General features: G+C 74.6%; 12 protein-coding genes, 1 tRNA gene and 1 pseudogene. 8 read left to right on the top strand and 6 right to left on the bottom strand.

Annotated features, from left to right (window positions below; all coding sequences use genetic code 11):
• The first annotated feature begins 49 nt into the window (after positions 1–49).
• The 4 genes and pseudogenes from ACIQTO_RS01065 to ACIQTO_RS01080 all read left to right on the top strand — a co-directional run bounded on the left by ACIQTO_RS01065 (position 50) and on the right by ACIQTO_RS01080 (position 5980).
• Positions 50–2266, top strand: coding sequence for a (Fe-S)-binding protein (locus ACIQTO_RS01065; protein ID WP_402381162.1), 2217 nt, complete (start codon positions 50–52; stop codon positions 2264–2266).
• A 351-nt stretch (positions 2267–2617) separates the two neighbouring features.
• Positions 2618–3691 (top strand): annotated as a pseudogene (locus ACIQTO_RS01070) (sugar phosphate nucleotidyltransferase); the annotation flags it as partial.
• 224 nt (positions 3692–3915) lie between these two features.
• Positions 3916–4986, top strand: coding sequence for a YIP1 family protein (locus tag ACIQTO_RS01075; protein WP_402381163.1), 1071 nt, complete (start codon positions 3916–3918; stop codon positions 4984–4986).
• 103 nt (positions 4987–5089) lie between these two features.
• Positions 5090–5980 (top strand): metal-dependent hydrolase, encoded by an 891-nt coding sequence (locus ACIQTO_RS01080; RefSeq protein WP_402381166.1) that lies wholly within the window; start codon positions 5090–5092, stop codon positions 5978–5980.
• A gap of 73 nt (positions 5981–6053) precedes the next feature.
• On the opposite strand, the gene dcd is transcribed toward ACIQTO_RS01080, so the two are convergent.
• Both dcd and ACIQTO_RS01090 read right to left on the bottom strand, forming a co-directional pair.
• Entirely contained in the window at positions 6054–6629 is a 576-nt protein-coding gene (gene dcd, locus ACIQTO_RS01085; RefSeq protein WP_402381169.1) for a dCTP deaminase, read from the bottom strand.
• 71 nt (positions 6630–6700) lie between these two features.
• Entirely contained in the window at positions 6701–6922 is a 222-nt protein-coding gene (locus ACIQTO_RS01090; protein WP_363603827.1) for a hypothetical protein, read from the bottom strand.
• A 278-nt stretch (positions 6923–7200) separates the two neighbouring features.
• Between ACIQTO_RS01090 and ACIQTO_RS01095 the strand changes: the two genes are divergently transcribed.
• Positions 7201–7271: transfer RNA gene (locus ACIQTO_RS01095), tRNA-Gly, on the top strand.
• 50 nt (positions 7272–7321) lie between these two features.
• On the opposite strand, the gene ACIQTO_RS01100 is transcribed toward ACIQTO_RS01095, so the two are convergent.
• From ACIQTO_RS01100 to ACIQTO_RS01110, 3 genes are all read right to left on the bottom strand, one after another.
• The gene (locus ACIQTO_RS01100; protein WP_402381172.1) at positions 7322–8620 is read right to left on the bottom strand and encodes an MFS transporter; all 1299 of its coding nucleotides are present in this window, start codon (positions 8618–8620) and stop codon (positions 7322–7324) included.
• A gap of 34 nt (positions 8621–8654) precedes the next feature.
• Complete coding sequence (locus ACIQTO_RS01105) at positions 8655–9380, bottom strand: pyridoxamine 5'-phosphate oxidase family protein (protein WP_402381175.1); 726 nt, start codon at positions 9378–9380, stop codon at positions 8655–8657.
• 414 nt (positions 9381–9794) lie between these two features.
• A complete protein-coding gene (locus ACIQTO_RS01110) occupies positions 9795–12122 on the bottom strand; it encodes a BTAD domain-containing putative transcriptional regulator (RefSeq protein WP_402381177.1) in 2328 nt (775 codons plus the stop codon).
• Positions 12123–12352: 230 nt separating this feature from the next.
• On the opposite strand from ACIQTO_RS01110, the gene ACIQTO_RS01115 reads away from it, so the two are divergent.
• A complete protein-coding gene (locus ACIQTO_RS01115; RefSeq protein ID WP_402381180.1) occupies positions 12353–14479 on the top strand; it encodes a histidine kinase in 2127 nt (708 codons plus the stop codon).
• Positions 14480–14572: 93 nt separating this feature from the next.
• Here ACIQTO_RS01115 and ACIQTO_RS01120 read toward each other — a convergent pair whose 3' ends face one another.
• On the bottom strand, positions 14573–15181 hold the full coding sequence (locus tag ACIQTO_RS01120; RefSeq protein WP_402381183.1) for a DNA-binding response regulator: 609 nt from the start codon (positions 15179–15181) through the stop codon (positions 14573–14575).
• Between the two features lie 86 nt (positions 15182–15267).
• On the opposite strand from ACIQTO_RS01120, the gene ACIQTO_RS01125 reads away from it, so the two are divergent.
• Both ACIQTO_RS01125 and ACIQTO_RS01130 read left to right on the top strand, forming a co-directional pair.
• Positions 15268–16002 carry an ABC transporter ATP-binding protein gene (locus tag ACIQTO_RS01125; protein WP_402381186.1) on the top strand — a complete coding sequence of 245 codons (735 nt, stop codon included), beginning with the start codon at positions 15268–15270 and terminating at the stop codon, positions 16000–16002.
• On the top strand, positions 15999–18485 hold the full coding sequence (locus ACIQTO_RS01130; RefSeq protein ID WP_402381189.1) for an ABC transporter permease: 2487 nt from the start codon (positions 15999–16001) through the stop codon (positions 18483–18485). Before ACIQTO_RS01125 ends, ACIQTO_RS01130 begins: the two co-directional genes overlap by 4 nt.
• Positions 18486–18521 lie beyond the last annotated feature (36 nt).

Below are 18521 nucleotides of genomic sequence, written 5' to 3' on the forward strand. Positions count from 1 at the left end.
ACCGGGTCAGAGACTGCTCACCAGGGAAGCCGCAGGAGACGGAGAGCCGATGCAGCTAGCAGCGATCGTCATCTCGCTGGTCACGTTCGTGATCGGCACCGCGCTCGCCGCCCGTGCGGCGATGTACATCTTCAGGGTGGTGCGGACCGGCCAGTCGGACCCCACCAGGTTCGGCGTGCCCGCCCAGCGGGCGAAGACCGTGGCGGTCGAGTTCGTCGGCCACACCCGGATGAACCGCTGGGGCGTCGTCGGCATCGCGCACTGGTTCGTCGCGGTGGGCTTCTTCACCCTCGGCCTGACCCTGCTGACCGCCTTCTTCCAGCTGTTCGACGCCGAGTTCGTGCTGCCGGTGCTCGGCGGCTGGCTGCCGTACGAGCTCTTCACCGAGCTGGTCGGCACGCTCACCACCCTGGGCATCGCGACCCTGATCGTGATCCGGCTGCTCAGCCTGCCGTCGCGGTCCGGCCGCAAGTCCCGGTTCGCCGGCTCGATCGCCTGGCAGGCCTTCTACGTCGAGTACACGATCCTCGGCATCGGCCTCTGCATCATGATCCTGCGCGGCCTGGAGGGCGCGCTGGAGAACGTCGGCTCGTACGAGGCGAAGTACCTGATCTCCTACCCGCTCGTGCTGGCCTTCAAGGGCCTGTCGCACGGCACGCTGGAGAACCTGATCTACCTCTTCGCGATGCTGAAGATCTGCATCTCCTTCGCCTGGGCGATCACCATCGGCGTCAACCCGTCGATGGGCGTGGCCTGGCACCGCTTCCTCGCCTTCTTCAACATCTACTTCAAGCGCGAGGAGGACGGCGGCACCGCGCTCGGCGCCCTGCGGCCGATGACCAGCGGCGGCGCCCCGATCGACTTCGAGGACCCGGCGGACGACGCCGTGTTCGGCGTCTCCCAGGTCGAGCACTTCTCCTGGAAGGGCATCCTCGACTTCTCCACCTGCACCGAGTGCGGCCGGTGCCAGTCCCAGTGCCCCGCCTGGAACACCGGCAAGCCGCTCTCGCCCAAGCTGCTGATCATGAGCCTGCGCGAGCACGCCTTCGGCAAGGCGCCGTACCTGCTCGCGGGCGGCGGCAAGGACATGGAGGGCGAGGAGCGGGCCACCGCCGAGCAGCTGGCCGGCGTGCCCGCCGGGGCGCTCGCCGAGGCCGAGCGCCCGCTGATCGGCACCGCCGAGGAGGGCGGGGTCATCGACCCCGACGTGCTCTGGTCCTGCACCACCTGCGGCGCCTGCGTCGAGCAGTGCCCGGTGGACATCGAGCACATCGACCACATCGTCGACATGCGCCGCTACCAGGTGATGATCGAGAGCTCCTTCCCGACCGAGGCCGGGACGATGCTCAAGAACCTGGAGAACAAGGGCAACCCGTGGGGCATGGCCACCAAGGCGCGCCTGGACTGGGTCAAGGAGCTCAAGAAGGAGACCGGCATCGAGGTGCCGGTGATCGGCGAGGACATCGACCCCGCCGAGGTCGAGTACCTCTACTGGGTCGGCTGCGCCGGCGCCCTGGAGGACCGCGCCAAGAAGACCACCAAGGCCTTCGCGGAGCTGCTGCACACCGCCGGCGTGCGGTTCGCGATCCTCGGCAAGGAGGAGTCCTGCACCGGTGACTCCGCCCGTCGCCTGGGCAACGAGTTCCTCTTCCAGATGCTCGGCGCGCAGAACGTCGAGACCCTGAACGCGGCGCTGGAGGACGCTCCGAAGAAGCGGATCGTCGCCACCTGCCCGCACTGCTTCAACACCATCGCCAACGAGTACCCGCAGCTGGGCGGCCACTTCGAGGTCATCCACCACACCCAGCTGCTGCAGCACCTGATCGACGAGGGCAAGCTCGTCCCGGTGAACCCGGTCGAGGGCCTGATCACCTACCACGACCCCTGCTACCTGGGCCGGCACAACAAGGTCTACAGCCCGCCGCGCGAGATCATGGACAAGGTCCCGGGTCTGCGCCAGCAGGAGATGCACCGGCACAAGGAGCGCGGCTTCTGCTGCGGCGCCGGCGGTGCGCGGATGTGGATGGAGGAGCGCATCGGCAAGCGGATCAACACCGAGCGCGTGGACGAGGCGCTGTCGCTCAACCCGGACATCGTCTCCACCGCCTGCCCGTTCTGCCTGGTGATGCTCTCCGACTCGGTCAACGGGAAGAAGAACGAGGGCGCGGCCAAGGAGCACCTCAAGGTGGTCGACGTGGCCCAGCTGCTGCTCGACTCGGTGAAGGCGGCGCCGCCGGCCGAGACGGTGGAGACCGTCGACGCCTGACCGGTGGCGCCGGCCCGGCTGTTCGGCTGTTCGACAGTTCTGCTACAACTGCCCGGCCCGGTGGGTGCGACGAGCGCCCGCCGGGCCGGGCTTTTCGCCCGGCTCCCACCGGGTCCCACCCGGCTTTCCACCCGACTTCGCACCGCGTTCCCCGGGCCGCCGCGCACCGGGCGGGGCACCAACCGGCGGACCGCCCGGCAGCGCCCGCGTGGGAAGGAAATACAGTAGGCGCCGGACCGGCCCCGTGCCGGTCGACCCGTTCCGGCCGTCCGGGCGGGTGTCCAGACCACTGACGGAGGTACCGGCCCGCCGGGCCGGGCCGCGGAGACCACAAGGGGAACAGCGCAGACCATGACCGAGGCGATCATGCTGGTCGGTGGTAAGGGCACGCGACTGCGTCCGCTGACCACCCACACCCCCAAGCCCATGCTGCCCGTGGCGGGCGTCCCGTTCATCGCGCACCAGCTGGCCCGCGCGGCCGCGGCCGGGGTGACCCGCGTGGTGCTCGCCACCTCCTACCTGGCCGAGGTCTTCGAGGACCACTTCCAGGACGGGACCCCGTACGGCATCGAGCTGGTCTACCTGACCGAGCGGGAGCCGCTCGGCACCGGCGGCGCCATCCGCAACGCCGCCTCCGGGCTGACCTGCGGCCCCGACGAGCCGGTCCTGGTCTTCAACGGGGACATCCTCTCCGGCGTCGACATCGCCGCCCTGCGCGACGGCCACGTGGCCGCCGGGGCCGACGTCACGCTGCACCTCACCCGGGTCGAGGACCCGCGTGCCTTCGGGCTCGTCCCGACCGACGGCGACGGGCGGGTGCTGGAGTTCCTGGAGAAGCCGGAGACGCCCGAGCAGATCGTCACCGACCAGATCAACGCCGGCTGCTACGTCTTCACCCGCTCGGTCATCGACCGCATCCCGGCCGGCCGGGAGGTCTCCGTCGAGCGCGAGACCTTCCCCGAGCTGCTGGCCACCGGCGCGCTGCTGCGCGGCGTGGTGGACACCTCGTACTGGCTGGACCTCGGCACGCCGGCGGCCTTCGTCCGCGGCTCGGCCGACCTCGTGCTCGGCAAGGTCGACTCCCCGGCCGTCCCCGGCCCCACCGGCGACGCCCTGCTGCTGCCCGGTGCGACCGTCCACCCCGGCGCGGTGCTGAGCGGCGGCACCGTGGTCTCCGAGGGCGCGGTGGTCGAGGCCGGCGCGATCGTCGAGGGCAGCGTGATCCTGCCCGGCGCGTCGATCGGCCCGGACACCCTGGTCAAGGACTCGATCGTGGGTGCCTACGCGACCGTCGGCGACCGCACGGCGCTGGACGGCGCGGTGATCGGCGACGGCGCGATCGTCGAGTCGGACAACGAGCTGCCGACCGGCATCCGGGTCGCCTGCGGGACGCTGCTGCCGGTCGGCGCGGTCCGCACCTCGGCCGGTCCGGGCGGCTGCCCGGCCGGTGCCTCGGCGGCCGCGGCGGTGCACGCGCCGGCCGTGAGCGCGCAGCGGTAGCTCCGGCGCCGCGGCGCCCGGGGCCCCGGCCTCCCCCGTCCGCGCTCCGGCGCCGGGCGGGGGAGCACCGTCGTCACAGGCTCGCTGCAAACCGGCCCCGGCTCGGTGCCCGACCGACGCGGAGCGGGCCGGGCGGGTACCTTCGAACCGTGGCTGGTAATCGATACGACAGCGGTCAGGGCGCCGACCCCCGCGGCGGGTGGTCGGCTCCTCCCCCCTCGGCGGGGGCGCCCGGGGGGTACGGGCAGGAGGACGGTCCGGAGTACTTCACGGCTCCGCACCGGGGGACGGCGCCGCGCCCGGGAGAGCCCGGCGGTGCGCCCGCGGGCGGTCAGGGCGGCGGGCCGGGCGGGGGGCACGGTGGGGGTCAGGGCGGCGGGCCCGGTGGGTACGACCCGTACGCCGCCGACCAGCCCGGTCACACCCGGGCCTTCCCGACCGGCACGGACCCGTACGCGGGCGAGCCGTACCCGCAGCAGGGGTACCCGGCGCAGTACGGGCAGCAGCCGTACCCGCAGCAGGGGTACCCGCAGGGCGGCTACGACCAGGGGTACCAGCAGGGCTACGAGCAGGGACACGACCAGGGCTACGGCTACGGCCAGGAGCCGGGCTACGGCCAGGACGACAACGTCGCGGTCTACCGGGCCGGCGGCCAGGCCGCCCCGCACACCGCGGGCCCGCGTCCACGCTGGCGCGAACTGCTGATCGGGATCTTCCGCAGCCCGACCGCGACCTTCGACCGCACCCGCGACCACCAGGTCTGGCTGCCCGCGCTCACCGTCTCGCTGCTGTACGGCGCGCTGGCCGTGCTCGGCATCGGCCTGACCCACGACGACGTGGTCAACTCGACCTTCACCAGCGCGCTGACCGCCATGGTCGTCGCCGCGATCGGCTTCACCCTGGCCGGTGCCACCCTCGGCGCCGTGACGTTCGCGCTGGCCCGCCAGTTCGGCGGGGACGGCCCGTGGAAGTCCACCGTCGGCCTGGCGGTGCTGATCGGCTGGACGACGGACGCGCCCCGGCTGCTGCTGGCGCTCGTGCTGCCGTCCGACAACATGGTCGTCCAGGTCGTCGGCTGGGCCACCTGGCTGCTCTGCGCGGTGCTGCTGACCACGATGGTGCGCCGGCTGCACGACCTGCCGTGGGGCAAGGCGGCCGGCGCCGCCGTGCTGCAGCTCCTGGCGCTGCTGGTGCTGATCAAGCTGCCCACCCTGGGCTGAGGAACCGAGGGCCGCCCGTCGCGGGCCCGGGGGAGAATGGTCGACGGGCCCCGCCATCGGGGCCCGTTCCGCTTCCACCACCCTCACCCGCACGGAGCCCGGCATGAGCCTCCCCACCACCCACGTCAGCTTTCCGGCCGGGGCGGTGACCGGCGAGTCCCCGGTGCTCGCGGTGCACCCGCTGGACGGCGGCCGCTCCGCGGTCGTCACCGCGGCGACGCCGTTCCACCCGCTCGACCACACCTGGCCCGACCAGCCGGCCGACCTCGGCACCCTCACCGTGGACGGCACCGAACTGGCCGTCGTCGACTGCTTGACCGGCGCGGTGGGCCCGGACGGCGGCGCGCCGCTGGTCGGTGCCGACATCCCGGTCCGACGCGGTGACGAGGAGTGGTCCTGGCTGGTCCTGCACGTGGTCGAGGGCGACCCGGGCGACCTCGCCGGCAAGACCGCGGCCCTCGCCGTCGACCCCGGCCGGCGTGCCGCGCTCTGCGCTTCGCACAGCGGCTGCCACCTGCTCGCCCTCGCCCTGAACGCCGCCCTCGCACCGCGCTGGCGCAAGGACCCGGGCCGCTCCGACGCCTTCGGCAACCCGGACTTCGACAGCCTCGCGATGGCTTCCTCGGTGATGGACACCGAGGCGAGCACCGACACCTACCGGCTCGGCAAGTCGCTCCGCAAGAAGGGGTTCACCGCCGAGGCGACCGAGGACTTCCCGGCCCTCGCCGACGCCCTGCCCGCCCTCACCGACGAGGTCAACCGGCAGTTGGCCGCCTGGGTGGCCGCCGACGCCCCGGTCCGCATCGACGTGCCCGGCCCCGAGCTCACCGCCCGCCGCCAGTGGCACTGCGAGCTGCCCGAGGGCTCCGCGCAGATCTTCTGCGGCGGCACCCACCTGCACCACCTCGGCGAGCTGGCCGGGCTCCGCACCGAGCTGCGGCTCTCCGAGGACGGCAGCGAGCTGGTCGCCGTCACCCGCCCCGAGCGGGCCTGAACGCCGCGGGCGGCCACCCCTTCGTCCAGGGGTGGCCGCCCGTCGTGCGTGCCGCGTGCTGCCTCCGCTCCGCTCAGACCTTCGTGCGGTGGAAGTTCAGGAACGAGCGGGACGGCGTCGGGCCGCGCTGGCCCTGGTAGCGCGAGCCGTACCGCGCGGAGCCGTAGGGGTGCTCGGAGGGCGAGGAGAGCCGGAACAGGCAGAGCTGTCCGATCTTCATCCCCGGGTACAGCTTGATCGGCAGCGTCGCGACGTTCGACAGCTCCAGCGTGACGTGCCCGCTGAAGCCGGGGTCGATGAAGCCGGCCGTGGAGTGCGTCAGCAGGCCGAGCCGGCCCAGGCTGGACTTGCCCTCCAGCCGCGAGGCCACGTCGTCCGGCAGCGTGATGACCTCGTAGGTCGACGCCAGCACGAACTCGCCGGGGTGCAGGATGAACGCCTCGTCGCCCTCCGGCTCGACCAGCCGGGTCAGGTCCGGCTGCTCCTCGGAGGGGTCGATGTGCGGGTACCGGTGGTTCTCGAACACCCGGAAGAAGCGGTCCAGCCGCACATCGATACTGGAGGGCTGGATCATCGAGGGGTCGAACGGGTCGATCATGACCCGGCCCTTGTCGATCTCGGCCCGAATGTCCTTGTCAGAGAGCAGCACGCTTCGAGGTTACGTGCACGACAGGGCCCCGGACGAATCGCCCGGGGCCCGTTCCGTCCTGGTGTCCGCCGTCAGGCCAGGAACTCCGCGGCCTCCAGCCGCATCGCCCGGGCCAGTTGCGGCGCGGACAGCTCCCGTACGTCGGCCAGCACCGAACTGCGCAGCCGTCCGCACTGCGGACAGCGGATCAGCCGCCCGGGCCCCAGCCGGCCCGGCCCGAGGTTCTGCATCGGGAACGTGGTGGTGCTGAACAAGTGCCCCTCGGCACAACGAACGACGGCGCGCTGCTCCATCGGTCCCCTTCCCATCCTTACCCGGTACTCACCCGTACTCATCGCACCCCGAACGGCGGAGCGCTCGGGGCAGCGTCACATTAGGGGATGTTCCGGACATTCCGCAGGATGCCTCGCCGCCCCGGAACCCACCCGCCGGAGCACTCTCACGCGGCCCACACAGTACGCCTCCGCCCCCGCCCCGGGCGGCTCCGCCACGGCCCCGGGTCACCTGTGCAACGGGCGTCACGCATGGGGTACAGTGAGGGCAGATCGAGCGGTCTGTGACGGCTCGTCAGGCGGGCGTAGTTTAATGGTAGAACATGAGCTTCCCAAGCTTATAGCGCGAGTTCGATTCTCGTCGCCCGCTCCGTACCGAAAGCCCCAGGTCAGCGACCTGGGGCTTTCGTGTTGTCCGGTTCAGGTGCGGGTCGGGATGCGGCCGAGGGTGCGGATCGGGCGGGCGGTCAGGAGGGCGAGGGCGGTGAGGAGGGCGACCGCGACGCCGACCAGGAGCACGCGGTCGGTGCCGAAGGCCCCGACGGCCGGGCCGGCCAGCGCGCTGCCGATCGGGTACATGCCGACGGATCCCGCGACCTCGTAGGCGTGGACGCGGTTGAGCACCTCGCCCGGCACCTGGGTCTGCACGCTGGTGGCCCACATGACGCCCCAGACGCCGATCCCGGCGCCGACCGCGACCTGGGCGGCGGCGAGCAGCCAGACCGGCCAGCCGAGCACGATGCCGAGCGGGTAGAGCGGGTAGGTCAGCATCGCCACGGCCCCGGCGGCGAGCGGGCGTTCGGGCTTGTAGCGGATCGCCAGCAGGCCGCCGGCCACGGTGCCGGCGCCCAGTGCGGCGTTGAGCAGGCCGAAGGCGGTCGCGCCGTGCTCGACCACGATGACGCCGGCGGCCACCGAGAGCTGTGGTCCCCAGGAGAGCACCGCGAAGAACATCCAGATCGCGATCACGCCCCAGAGCCAGCTCCGGGCGCGGAACTCCTGCCAGCCGATCGCCAGGTCGCGCCAGAGGCTCCCGCCGGCCGGCGGGGTGGGGACCGGTCCGAGCCGGAGCGCGAACAGGCAGACCGCGCTGGTGCCGTAGGCGACGGCGGAGATCACCATCACCCAGCCGGTGGCTCCGAAGCCGACCAGGACGCCGGCCAGCGCCGGGCCGCCCAGCCCGGTGAGCGCCTCGGAGGTGCGCAGCACCCCGTTGGCGCCCTGGACGTCCCGGGCCACCAGCGGGACGGTCGAGGCGGAGCCCGGCTGGAACAGCGCGTTGGCGGTTCCGGCCACCACCAGTAGCGCGTAGAGCTGCCAGAGGTGGTCGATGCCGTGCGTGAACAGGACGGCGAGCAGCAGGTGGGCGGTGAGGTTGGCCAGGTCGGCGATGATCATCATTCGGCGGGCGGTGAACCGGTCGGCGAGCACCCCGCCGAACAGCACCAGTCCGGCGAACGGGGCCACCAGGAAGGCCATCGCGTAGCCCGCGGTGTCCAGGCCGTACCCGCCGCTGAGCAGGCCGGCCGAGACCGCGACCGGCAGCATGGCCCAGCTGAGCAGGCCGGCGCTGCGGGCGGTGAAGTAGCGGCGGAAGTTGCGGGACCAGATCGCCGGTTCCCCGGTCGACGGTTCTCCGGTCGGCGGCGCTCCGGCGGGCCGGTCCTGGAGTCGCGAGGGTGTCGCGGCCGCGGTGGGGTCGGTCAGGCACTGTTCCATGACTGTTCGGGCCTTCGGTCGTTGATCGTGGTCTTCATCGGTCGGGGTGTCGGTGGCGGTCGTCCCGGGCGGTGTCGTGTCCGGCGGTGTCGTGTCCGGTGGTGTTGTCCGAGGCGGTGTGGTCCCAGGCGGTGTCGTGCCGGGTGGCGAGTTCCGCGCGCAGGGCGGCGTTCTCCCGCTCCAGCCGGGCGACGCGGTCGTGGACCGGGGCCAGGGCGTCGGAGAGTTCGCGTCGGCTGAAGCGGGGGGTGATGTGGTGGGGGCAGTTCCAGGCGGTGGCCTTGACCCGGATGGTGACGAGTTGCTCGACCGTGCCGTCGGTGCGCGGCGAGCCCAGCCGCCGGGCCAGCGCCGGGTCCGCGCCGGCCGGTACGGCGGTGGCGTGGCCGAACAGCTTGAGGCGGGTCTGGCGGGCGTGGTCGAGGAAGAAGAGCGCGACCCGGTCGTCGGCGCGCAGGTTGCCGGTGGTGATGTACTGCCGGTTGCCCCGGACGTCCAGGTAGCCGAGGGTGTGCTCGTCCAGGACGTGGACGAACCCCGCCGGGCCGCCCCGGAACTGGACGTACGGCCAGCCGGTCTCGCCCACGCTGGCGAACAGGAAGCCGTCGAGGCCGCGGATGAAGTCGGCCTCGGCGCCGGTGAGCGGCTCGGCCTCCTCGCCCGGCCCCCGCAGGCGGCGGTCGGCCGCCGTGGCGCTGCCCATCTCCTGCTGGACCCGGCGCACCGCCGGGGTGTAGGCGAGGTGGTCGTACCGGCTCACGCGGCGGCGCTCCTCGGGGTCGGTGCCACGAGGCGGCGAAGGTGACGGCGGATCAGGCGGTGTCCCGGGGGCGGGGTCGGGGACGCCGCCGTGCGAGCGGTGGGGAAGGGAGTGGTGAGCTGCGGCAACGTGTCACCTCATGAATCGGCACGGGGAACGGCCTTGCGGTGCGACCACCGTACGGAGCCGGCCTGGTCGGGCCCCTCCAGTCGGACCAGAGGACCGGAGCCGCCCCGGGAGGCCGGTGCCGGCCGAACTCACCAGTGCTGACCTGCTGTTCTCCCGGCCGGCCGACGATCGGCCCGGGCGGACCGGCAGAACCGCGGAGACTGCCGGACCGTCGTCCTGCCGCCGCGCCGGTGGTCGGACCGGGCTGGTGGTCGGACCGGGTTGGTGGTCGGCGCGGGCCGGCGTTCAGGGTGAGGTGGCGCGGTCCGTCGCCCGGGAGAGCCGTTGCCGGGCGGTGCGCGCCTCCTCCTCGCCGACCAACTCGCGGGCGTAGCGGCGCAGCAGGCCGTGCAGCCCGAACCGGCCGGCCGCCCGTTCCCGTACCAGGTGGGCGTCCGCCAGGCTCGCCAGCAGCCCGGCTGTTTCGGCGGAGGTCGAGTCCGCCAGCGTCGCGGCACCGTCCACGCTGAGGTCCGGGCCGGGCATCAGGCTCAGGAGCCGGAACATCCGCCGGGCCTCGGCCGGGAGCGCGCGGTAGGAGAGGTCGTAGGCGGCCCGTACGGTGGAGCGGCCGTCCCCCTCGACACGAAGCCGGCCGAGCAGGTCGTCGCCGGCCAACTCGGCGTAGTGGTCGGCGATGCCGGTGTCGCGGGCCGCCCCGCCGTCGCCGGCCGGCCCGGTGCAGTGGTCGGCGATGCCGGTGTCGCGGGCCACCAGGTTGGCACCGGCGATCCGGATGGCCAGGGGCAGACCGCCGCACAGCCGCACGAGCCCGCGGGCCGCGTCCGGCTCGGCCGCCACCCGGCAGTCGCCGACGATGCTGCCCAGCAGCCGGCCGGCCTCGTCCGGGTCGAGCGGGTCCAGGCTGAGCCGGCGGGCGCCGTTGTCGGCGACCAGACCGGCGAGCCGGCTGCGGCTGGTGATCACCACCGCGCAGTCCCGGGCGCCGGGGATGAGCGGCCTGACCTGCTCGGCGTCGCGCGCGTTGTCCAGCACGATCAGCGTGTGCCGGTCGGCGAGCAGCGTGCGGTACAGCGCCGCGGCCTCGTCCACGTCCGCGGGCAGCTGGTCGGGCGGTGTGCCCAGGGCCCGGAGGAACTGCGCGAGGACGTCGGCCGGGCGCAGCGCCGGAAGCCGGGAGCGGCCGCGCAGGTCCACGAACAGCTGCCCGTCCCTGAAGTGTTCGCGCCGCGCGTGCGCCCAGTGCGTGGCGAGGGCGGTCTTGCCGATCCCGGGCGGGCCGACCACCACGACCAGGGGCGGGCGCCGCGCGGGGTCGGGTGCGACGAGGGTGTCCAGCACCCGCAGCTGTCGGTGCCGCCCGACGTGGGTGCCGGTCCCGGCGGGCAGTTGGGCCGGGGGCGGGCCGGCCGGCGCGGGCCGGTCGGGGGGTGCCGTGCGGCCGGCCGGCGCGGGGTGCTCGGCGGGCGCGGGGTGTTCGGCCGGCCCCGCGCGGTCGTGCTGCCGTGCGAGGGGCAGTTGCCGGCGCAGGACCCGCAGGTGGGCGTCGCGGACCTCGGCGCCGGGGGTGACGCCCAGTTCCCCGTCCAGCCGGTCGCGCAGGCGGGTGAACACCTGGAGCGCGGCGGCCTGTTCCCCGCTGCCGGCGAGGGTGAGGATCAGCCGGGCGTGCAGACCCTCGTGCAGCGGTTCGGTGTTCACCAGGTCCCACAGCACCGGCACGGCCTCCCCGGGGCGGCGCAGCAGCAGCGCGGTGTCGGCGTGCAGCAGCGCCGCCCTGACCCGTCGCTCGTTGGCCGCCACCGCGGCCGGGTGCTGACGCAGTGCCGGATCGGCGTCCGCGAGCACCGGGCCCCGCCACCAGCGCAGGGCCTGGGTCAGCGACTCGTACGCGGCTGCCCGGTCCGGCGTGCGGTGCGCGCGTTCCGCCCGGTCCAGCAGCTCGTCGAAGTGGCCGAGGTCGAGCCGGCTCCGGGGCGCTGCCAGCAGGTAGCCGGTGGGCGTCCGGACCACGGTCGGCGCCGGGCCGTTGCCCGGGCTGTTCCCCGGGCCGCCCGGGTCCAGCAGCCGGCGGGCCTGGCTGACGTAGGTGTGGACCAGGCTCTGGTGGGAGCCGGGCGGCCCGGCCGGCCAGAGGACGTCGGTGATCTCCTGCGGGGTGGCGGGTCCGGGGTGCTTGAGCGCCAGCAGCCCGAGCAGGCGGCGCAGCATCGGGCCGGTGACGGGGAGCGGGGCCCGGCCGCGTTGGAGGGCGAGCGGGCCGAGGATCAGCAGACGCGGCCGGCCGGCGCCGCGCGGTGGCCCGGTGCGGGTGGCGGCCAGCAGGTCCGCCCGCTCGCCGTCGGTCAGGCCCAGCGCCCCGGCCAGGTGCCGGAGGGTGCGCGACTGGGGCCGGCGGACCCGGCCGTGCTCGATGTCGCGCAGCGCCCTGGTACTGATCCCGGCCCGTGACGCGGCCGCCTCCTGGCTCAGCCCGGCGCGTCGGCGCAACGACCGCAGCCTTGGGCCGAACGGGTCCGGCTCGCCTGCCGGGCATCCCCGGGCCGGCCCGGTGGCCGACGTCCGCTCCGCCATGGCATCCCCCTCGTCCGACGACCGCGACCTGCCGGCCATGACCGGCGGCGGCACCGCGGGTGGTGCGCGGGCCGGCCCGGCGCAGGCCCGACCGGCGATCAGTTTGGACCAGACCAATGCGTCGGGCAAGGGAAGCCCCGTCCAGCCGGGCCGCGCTCCGCGGGGCGGGGGGCCGCGCACCCCGCCGGTACCGGGGGTGCGGATTCGCGGCCCCGATTCGGGTGAACCGACAGGTTCGTCCTTGATCGTCCTGCGCGTAGCATGCCGGGGTGGAGGGGGCACCGGGCAAGGACATCGCGTCGAGGCTGTCGCACGCGCTGGTCGTCGCGGTCGCCGCCGCCGTGGCCTCGGTGCACGTCCTCAAGGGGCTGGCAAGGGTACCGGCCGAGCCGGGGGCCGGTCTCGCCGTGGCGGCGGCCTGCCTCACGCTGGTGGTGGCGCAGCTCCGCCACACCTCGCCGGCGGTGCGGCGGATCGCCCCGACGGCGCCGCCGGTGGCCTGGACGGCCGCCGAACTGGCCGTCGGCTGGCTGGCCGTGGTCCCGCTGGGTGCCTCGATCGGCCTGCTCTGCCTCCCCGCCGCCTCGCTGCTGCTCGAACGCCGCCGCGTGTCGCTGGCGCTGTTCGTCGGCTGCGCGGCCCTGGTCGAGCTGGCCCGGTCGGGCAGTGCGCGCGACACCGCCGACCTGACGCTCATCGTCGCGATCGGCGGCATCATGCTGTACGCCGTCACCACGCTCGCGCTGTTCGCGACGCGCGCCCACGCCGCCCGGCTCACGCTGGCGGCCTCCGCCGTGACCGCCGAGCGGCTGCGCCTCGCGTCCAGCCTGCAGGCCGAACTCGCCGCGGGGCTGCGGGAGGTGCACGGCCTGGCGCGCCGGGACGACCCGGCGGTCCTGGACCCGCTGATCGCCGCCGCGCGCCGGACCTTGGCGGCGACCCGCGCCACCGCGGCCGAGCTGCGCAGCCTGTCGCTGGCACCCGAGGCGGCCAGCGCCCGGGCCCTGCTCACGTCCGCGGGGATCACCGCCGACCTCCGGGTGCGGCACTCGGAGCCGCTCGGCCCGGCCGGGACGGTGCTGGCGGCGGTGCTGCGCGAAGCGGTCACCGCGGTGGTGCGGGTCGGCGACGCGCGGCGGTGCGAGATCGTCACCGGCGAGCGGGCCGGGCAGGTGGTGCTGCGCGTGGTCAGCGACGGCGTGCCGACGGCCGCGCTCGGGGCGGACCTCCTGGACGGCCTCGCCGACCGGGTCCGCGCCGTCGGAGGGCGGCTGACGGCCGGTCTGGAGCCGGACGGCCGGTTCGCCGTCGAGGCGGCGGTCGGGGCCACCCCCGCGCCGACGGCCTCCGCCGATCCGCCCGAACTGCGGACGGCGCTCGGCCTGTACTTCCTCGTCCTGGGCACCTTCTGGGTCAAGGCCGTGCTGCTGGTGCCGGTGGCGCTGCTCTGGCTCGGCGTCCCGTGCCTGCTGGCCTTCTGCGCGCTCCAGATCCGCTTCGCGACCCAGGACTCGCCGCGCCACGCCCGGCTCGTGCTGCTCGCCTCGGCGGCCTTCGCCCTCGCCCCGCTGCCCTGGTTCGGGCGGAACTGGATCGGCACCGTCGGCATCCTCGCCGGCTCGGTGCTGATCGCCCTGCCGCTGCGGGCCGGTGCGGCGCTCGCCGCGGCGGCGGTGGTGGCCGGCGGCGTGATCACCGGCGGCGGCCCGGCACCCGCGCTGCTCGCCGCCGTCGACGCCCTGGTCACCTGCGTCGTCGTCTACGGGGTGCTGCGCCTGGTCCGCCTGGTGCGGGAACTCCAACGGGCGGGGGCGGGGCTGGCCCGGGCCGCGGTCGTGACCGAGCGGCTGCGCGCCGCCCGCGACCTGCACGACCTGCTCGGCCACGGACTGACCGCGATCCTGCTCAAGGCGGAACTCGCCCGGCGCCTGGCGGACCAGGACGCCGGCCGCGCCCGGGCCGAGCTGCGGGACATCGTGCGGCTGGCCGAGCGCGGGGAGAGCGAGCTGCGGACGGTGGTCAGCGACAGTCCCCGGCTGTCGTTCGCCGCCGAACTGGCCTCGGCGACAGCGGTGTTGGAGGCAGCCGCGATCAAGGTGGAGGTCGACGACGGACCGGTGCCGGCGGCGGCGGGAGCCGTGCTGAGCGTGGTGCTCCGCGAGGCCGTCACCAACATCCTGCGGCACAGTTCCGCCCGCCACGCGCGCATCGCCACGTCGGCGGACGGGGCGTCGGTGCGGCTGGAGGTCGAGAACGACGGGGTGGCGGACGGTGTCAGCGCACCCGGCTCCGGGGTCGGCGGCCTGACCGTCCGGCTCACCGCCATCGGCGGCACCCTGGTGGCCGGTCCGGACGACGGCTGGTACCTGTTGCGCGCCGAGGTGCCCGCGGGCTGAGGCCGGCCCCCGGCCCGCCCAGGTGCCCCGTCGCCCCGCTGCCTTGCGCCCCCCGCCTGCGGCCCGCAGCCCGCCACAGGGCGGAGCCGTGTCCTACAGCCAGCCCGCCTCGCGCGCGATCCGCACCGCGTCCGTCCGGTTCCGGGCGTTGAGCTTGCCGACGACCGCGGTCAGCACATTGCGGACCGTCCCCGTCGACAGGTGCAGCCGCGCCGCGATCTCCGGGGGTTCGGCGCCTTCGGCCAGCTCCCGCAGCACGCCGTTCTCCCGCGGTGTCAGCGGGTTGTCCGCAAGGTCCCAGGCCGCCACGGCGAGCCCCCGGTCCAGCACCCGGCCGCCGCCCGCCACCTGCCGGATCGCCGCCACCAGCTCCTCCGGCGGGGCGGTCTTCAGCAGGAAGCCGTCGACCTTCGCGTCCAGGGCCCGACGGAGCAGCCCGGGGCGGCCGTTCGAAGTGAGCATCAGGGTCCGGCAGTTCGGCAGCTTCTCCTTCAGTGCGGCGGCTGCCTGGAGGCCGTCGGTGCGCCCCGGCATCTCGATGTCGAGCACCGCCACGTCGGGTGTGACGACCAAGGCGCGCGGCACCACGTCGTCGGCCGAGCCGGCCTGGGCCACGACCTCCAGGTCGGGCTCCAACTCCAGCAGCGCCACCAGGGCGCCGCGTACCACGTGTTGGTCCTCCGCCAGCAGGAGTCTGATCATGCGACGACCCTACCCGTGACGATGTCACGGGTCGCTCGTGATCCGTTCCCTGTCCCGGGAGTTCGCGGATCGGCAGGCTTGAGGACATGAGCGAAGCGATCACTTTGGAAGCCGTGAGCAAGGTCTACGGCAAGGGGCGGGGCGCGGTCGCCGCGCTGCGCGAGGTGACGGTGCGGCTGCCCAAGGGCGGCTTCACCGCCGTGATGGGGCCCTCGGGTTCGGGCAAGAGCACCTTCCTGCACTGCGCGGCCGGCCTGGACCGCCCGAGCTCCGGGACCGTCCGGCTCGGCGACACCGACCTGTCGCGGCTCAGCGAGACCAAGCTGACCGAACTGCGCCGGGAGCGCGCGGGGTTCGTGTTCCAGGCCTTCAACCTCATCCCGTCGCTGACCGTCGAGCAGAACATCACGCTTCCGCTGCGCCTGGCCGGCCGCCGGGCCGACGCCGGGCGGCTGGCCGAACTGGTCGGGCGGGTGGGGCTGCGGGAGCGGACCGGACACCGCCCGGGCCAGCTGTCCGGCGGCCAGCAGCAGCGCGTCGCCATCGCCCGGGCCCTGATCCCGGACCCCGAGGTGCTCTTCGCCGACGAGCCCACCGGCGCCCTGGACACCATGACCGCCCGCGAGGTGCTGACCCTGCTCCGGCAGACCGTCGACGAGTTCGGCCAGACCATCGTCATGGTCACCCACGACCCGGTCGCCGCCTCCTACGCCGACGAGGTGCTGTTCCTGGCCGACGGCCGGGTCGCCGACACGATGTCCGCGCCGACCGCCGCCAAGGTCGCCGACCGCATGATCCGCCTGGGAGCGTGGAACCGATGATGCTCAGCTTCGCCTTCGCCACCCTCCGGTACCGCAAGGCCGGGTTCGCCGGCGCCTTCGTCGCCCTGTTCTGCGCCGCGGCGCTGGTCTGCGGCTGCGGAACGCTGCTGGCCACCGGACTGCTCGGCGGCGTTCAGCCCGAGCGGTACGCGGGCGTGCCGATCGTGGTCGCCGGGGACCAGGACGTCCACCACGTCGAGAACAAGGGCAAGGGGAAGGTCAAGGAGAAGGCCAAGCCGATCGCCGACCACGCCTGGGTGTCCGCCGCCCTCGCCGAGCGCATCAAGGCCCTGCCCTCGGTCGAGGCCGTCACCACCGAGGTGACGTTCCCGGTGCTGCTCCCCGGCGGCCCCTCGCGCGACTCGTGGGGCCACGGCTGGGAGTCCGCGCCGCTGGCCGGTCTGACGCTGGCCTCGGGGAACGCGCCGTCGGCCGCCGACGAGATCGTGCTGGACGCGGCCACCGCCGCCCGGACGCACCTGTCCGCCGGCTCCACCGTGCGGGCCCGGACCGCCGCGGGGACGTCGACCGTCCGCGTGGTCGGCGTCACCGCCCAGGGCTTCGCGAGCCAGACCGCGGTGTTCTTCGCCCCCGAGCGGGCCCGGCAGCTCGCCGGCCACGACGGCCTGGTCAGCGCGATCGGCGTGTTCCCGGCCGCGCCCTCGGCCGGCGCCGATGTCGAGGCCCTGCTCCGGAGCGTCCCGGCTCCGGCCACCCCGACCGCCCCGGCCGCCGTCGTCCGCACCGGCGACGACCGCGGACCGGTGGAGTTCCCCGACGCCGCCAACGCCCGGGTGCGCCTGGTCAGCATGGGCGCCGTGCTGGCCGGTACCTCGCTGCTCGTCGCCCTGCTGGTCGTCGTCGGCACCTTCGGCCTGTCGATCCAGCAGCGTCAGCGCGAGATCGCCGTGCTGCGCGCCGTCGCCGCGACCGGACGACAGGTCCGGAAGATGATCGGCGGCGAGGCGCTCACCGTGGGCCTGGCCGCCGGAGTGCTCGGCGCCGCCGCCGGCCTGCCGCTGGGCGACTGGCTCCACGACCGGTTCGTCGCCCTGGACGTGATCCCCGCGAACATCCCGGTCGTCCTCTCCCCGTTCCCCGTGATCGCCGCCGCCGGCGCCACCCTGCTGGCCGGCTGGGGCGCCGCCCGGATCTCGGCCCGGCGGGCCACCGCCATCAAGCCGGTGGAGGCCCTCGGCGAGGCCGAGCTGAAGCCGCCGCGGCTGGGCTGGGCCCGGATCGTCCTCGGCGTCCTCGCCACCGTCGGCGCCGTCGTCCTCACCGCGCTGCTCACCGCGCTGCACTCGGACCAGGCGTCCACCCCGGTCTGCTTCATCGCCGTCCTGCTGTGGTGCACGGCGCTGTCGCTGCTCGGCCCGCTGGTCGCCCGGGTCGGTGTCGCGGTGCTGGGCCTGCCGCTGCGGGCGTCCCGGGTCGGCGGCTACCTCGCCGCCCACAACCTGCGGGCCGCCGCGCACCGGCTGGCCTCGGTGGTCACCCCGCTGACCCTGCTGGTCGCGATGGCCTGCACCATCCTGTTCACCCAGACCACCGTCGACGGCGCCGCGGGGGAGCAGCGCGACCGGGGGAGCGTCGCCGACTTCGTGGTCGGGCCGCGGGTGCCCGCCTCCGCCGCCGGGTCGGTCGCCGCCGTCCCCGGGGTGCGGACCGTGACCCGGGTGCTGCACACCCAGGTCCGTGACGGCCTGACCAGGCGCAGCGTGCAGGCGGTCTCGCCGGAGCGGCTGACCGACACCCTCGACCTCGCGGTGACCACCGGCGACCTCGGCGCGCTGGCGGACGGTACGGCGGCGGCCGCGGACGGGCTGGGCTACCGGCTCGGCCAGCGGATCCGGCTCACCCTCGCCGACGGCACCCCGGCGGAGCTCACCGTCGTCGCCCTGTACGCCCGGGGCCTGGGCTTCGGGGACCTGACCCTCGCGCACGGCCTGGTCGCCGCGCACGTCGACGTCCCCCTCGACGACAATCTGCTGGTCCGGGGCGAGGGCGTCACCCGGGAGGCGCTGGCCGCGGCGCTGCGGGCCGAGCCCGGCATCGGGGTCCTGGACCGCGCCGCCGCGCAGGCCGCGGGCAACCGGACGAGTGCCCAGATCGGCTACGTCACCCTGGGCCTGATCATCGCCTTCGTCGCCATCGCGGTGCTCAACACCCTCGCCATGAGCATCACCGACCGCCGCCAGGAGTTCACCGCGCTGCGGCTGATCGGCACCACCCGTCGTCAGGTCCGGCGGATGCTCGGCTGGGAGACCGCGGTCGCCGTCGCGATCGCCGTCGTGCTCGGCCTCGGGATCGCGTTCGCGGTGCTCACCACCTACGCCCAGGGCATCACCCGCGGCACCGCCGGGGTCGCCCTGCCGGTCGGGCAGCTCCTGCTCGTCCTCGCCGGTGGCACCGCACTCGCCGCCGTGGGCACCTGGTTGCCCGCCCGGCTCGCGCTGCGCACCCAGGAGCGGGCGGCCTGAGCGCCGGCCCGGTACGGCAAAGCCGCAGGTCTCGCG

It is taken from the genome of Kitasatospora sp. NPDC091207 (assembly GCF_044768625.1).
GTDB lineage: Bacteria > Actinomycetota > Actinomycetes > Streptomycetales > Streptomycetaceae > Kitasatospora.

What these genes read in the sequence shown, in the direction of transcription:
- ACIQTO_RS01065 (WP_402381162.1), top strand. Translation starts at nt 50, where the DNA reads ATGCAGCTAGCAGCGATCGTCATCTCGCTGGTCACGTTCGTGATCGGC.
- ACIQTO_RS01080 (WP_402381166.1), top strand. Translation starts at nt 5,090, where the DNA reads ATGAGCCTCCCCACCACCCACGTCAGCTTTCCGGCCGGGGCGGTGACC.
- ACIQTO_RS01090 (WP_363603827.1), bottom strand. Translation starts at nt 6,922, where the DNA reads ATGGAGCAGCGCGCCGTCGTTCGTTGTGCCGAGGGGCACTTGTTCAGC.
- ACIQTO_RS01100 (WP_402381172.1), bottom strand. Translation starts at nt 8,620, where the DNA reads ATGGAACAGTGCCTGACCGACCCCACCGCGGCCGCGACACCCTCGCGA.
- ACIQTO_RS01110 (WP_402381177.1), bottom strand. Translation starts at nt 12,122, where the DNA reads ATGGCCGGCAGGTCGCGGTCGTCGGACGAGGGGGATGCCATGGCGGAG.
- ACIQTO_RS01120 (WP_402381183.1), bottom strand. Translation starts at nt 15,181, where the DNA reads ATGATCAGACTCCTGCTGGCGGAGGACCAACACGTGGTACGCGGCGCC.
- ACIQTO_RS01125 (WP_402381186.1), top strand. Translation starts at nt 15,268, where the DNA reads ATGAGCGAAGCGATCACTTTGGAAGCCGTGAGCAAGGTCTACGGCAAG.
- ACIQTO_RS01130 (WP_402381189.1), top strand. Translation starts at nt 15,999, where the DNA reads ATGATGCTCAGCTTCGCCTTCGCCACCCTCCGGTACCGCAAGGCCGGG.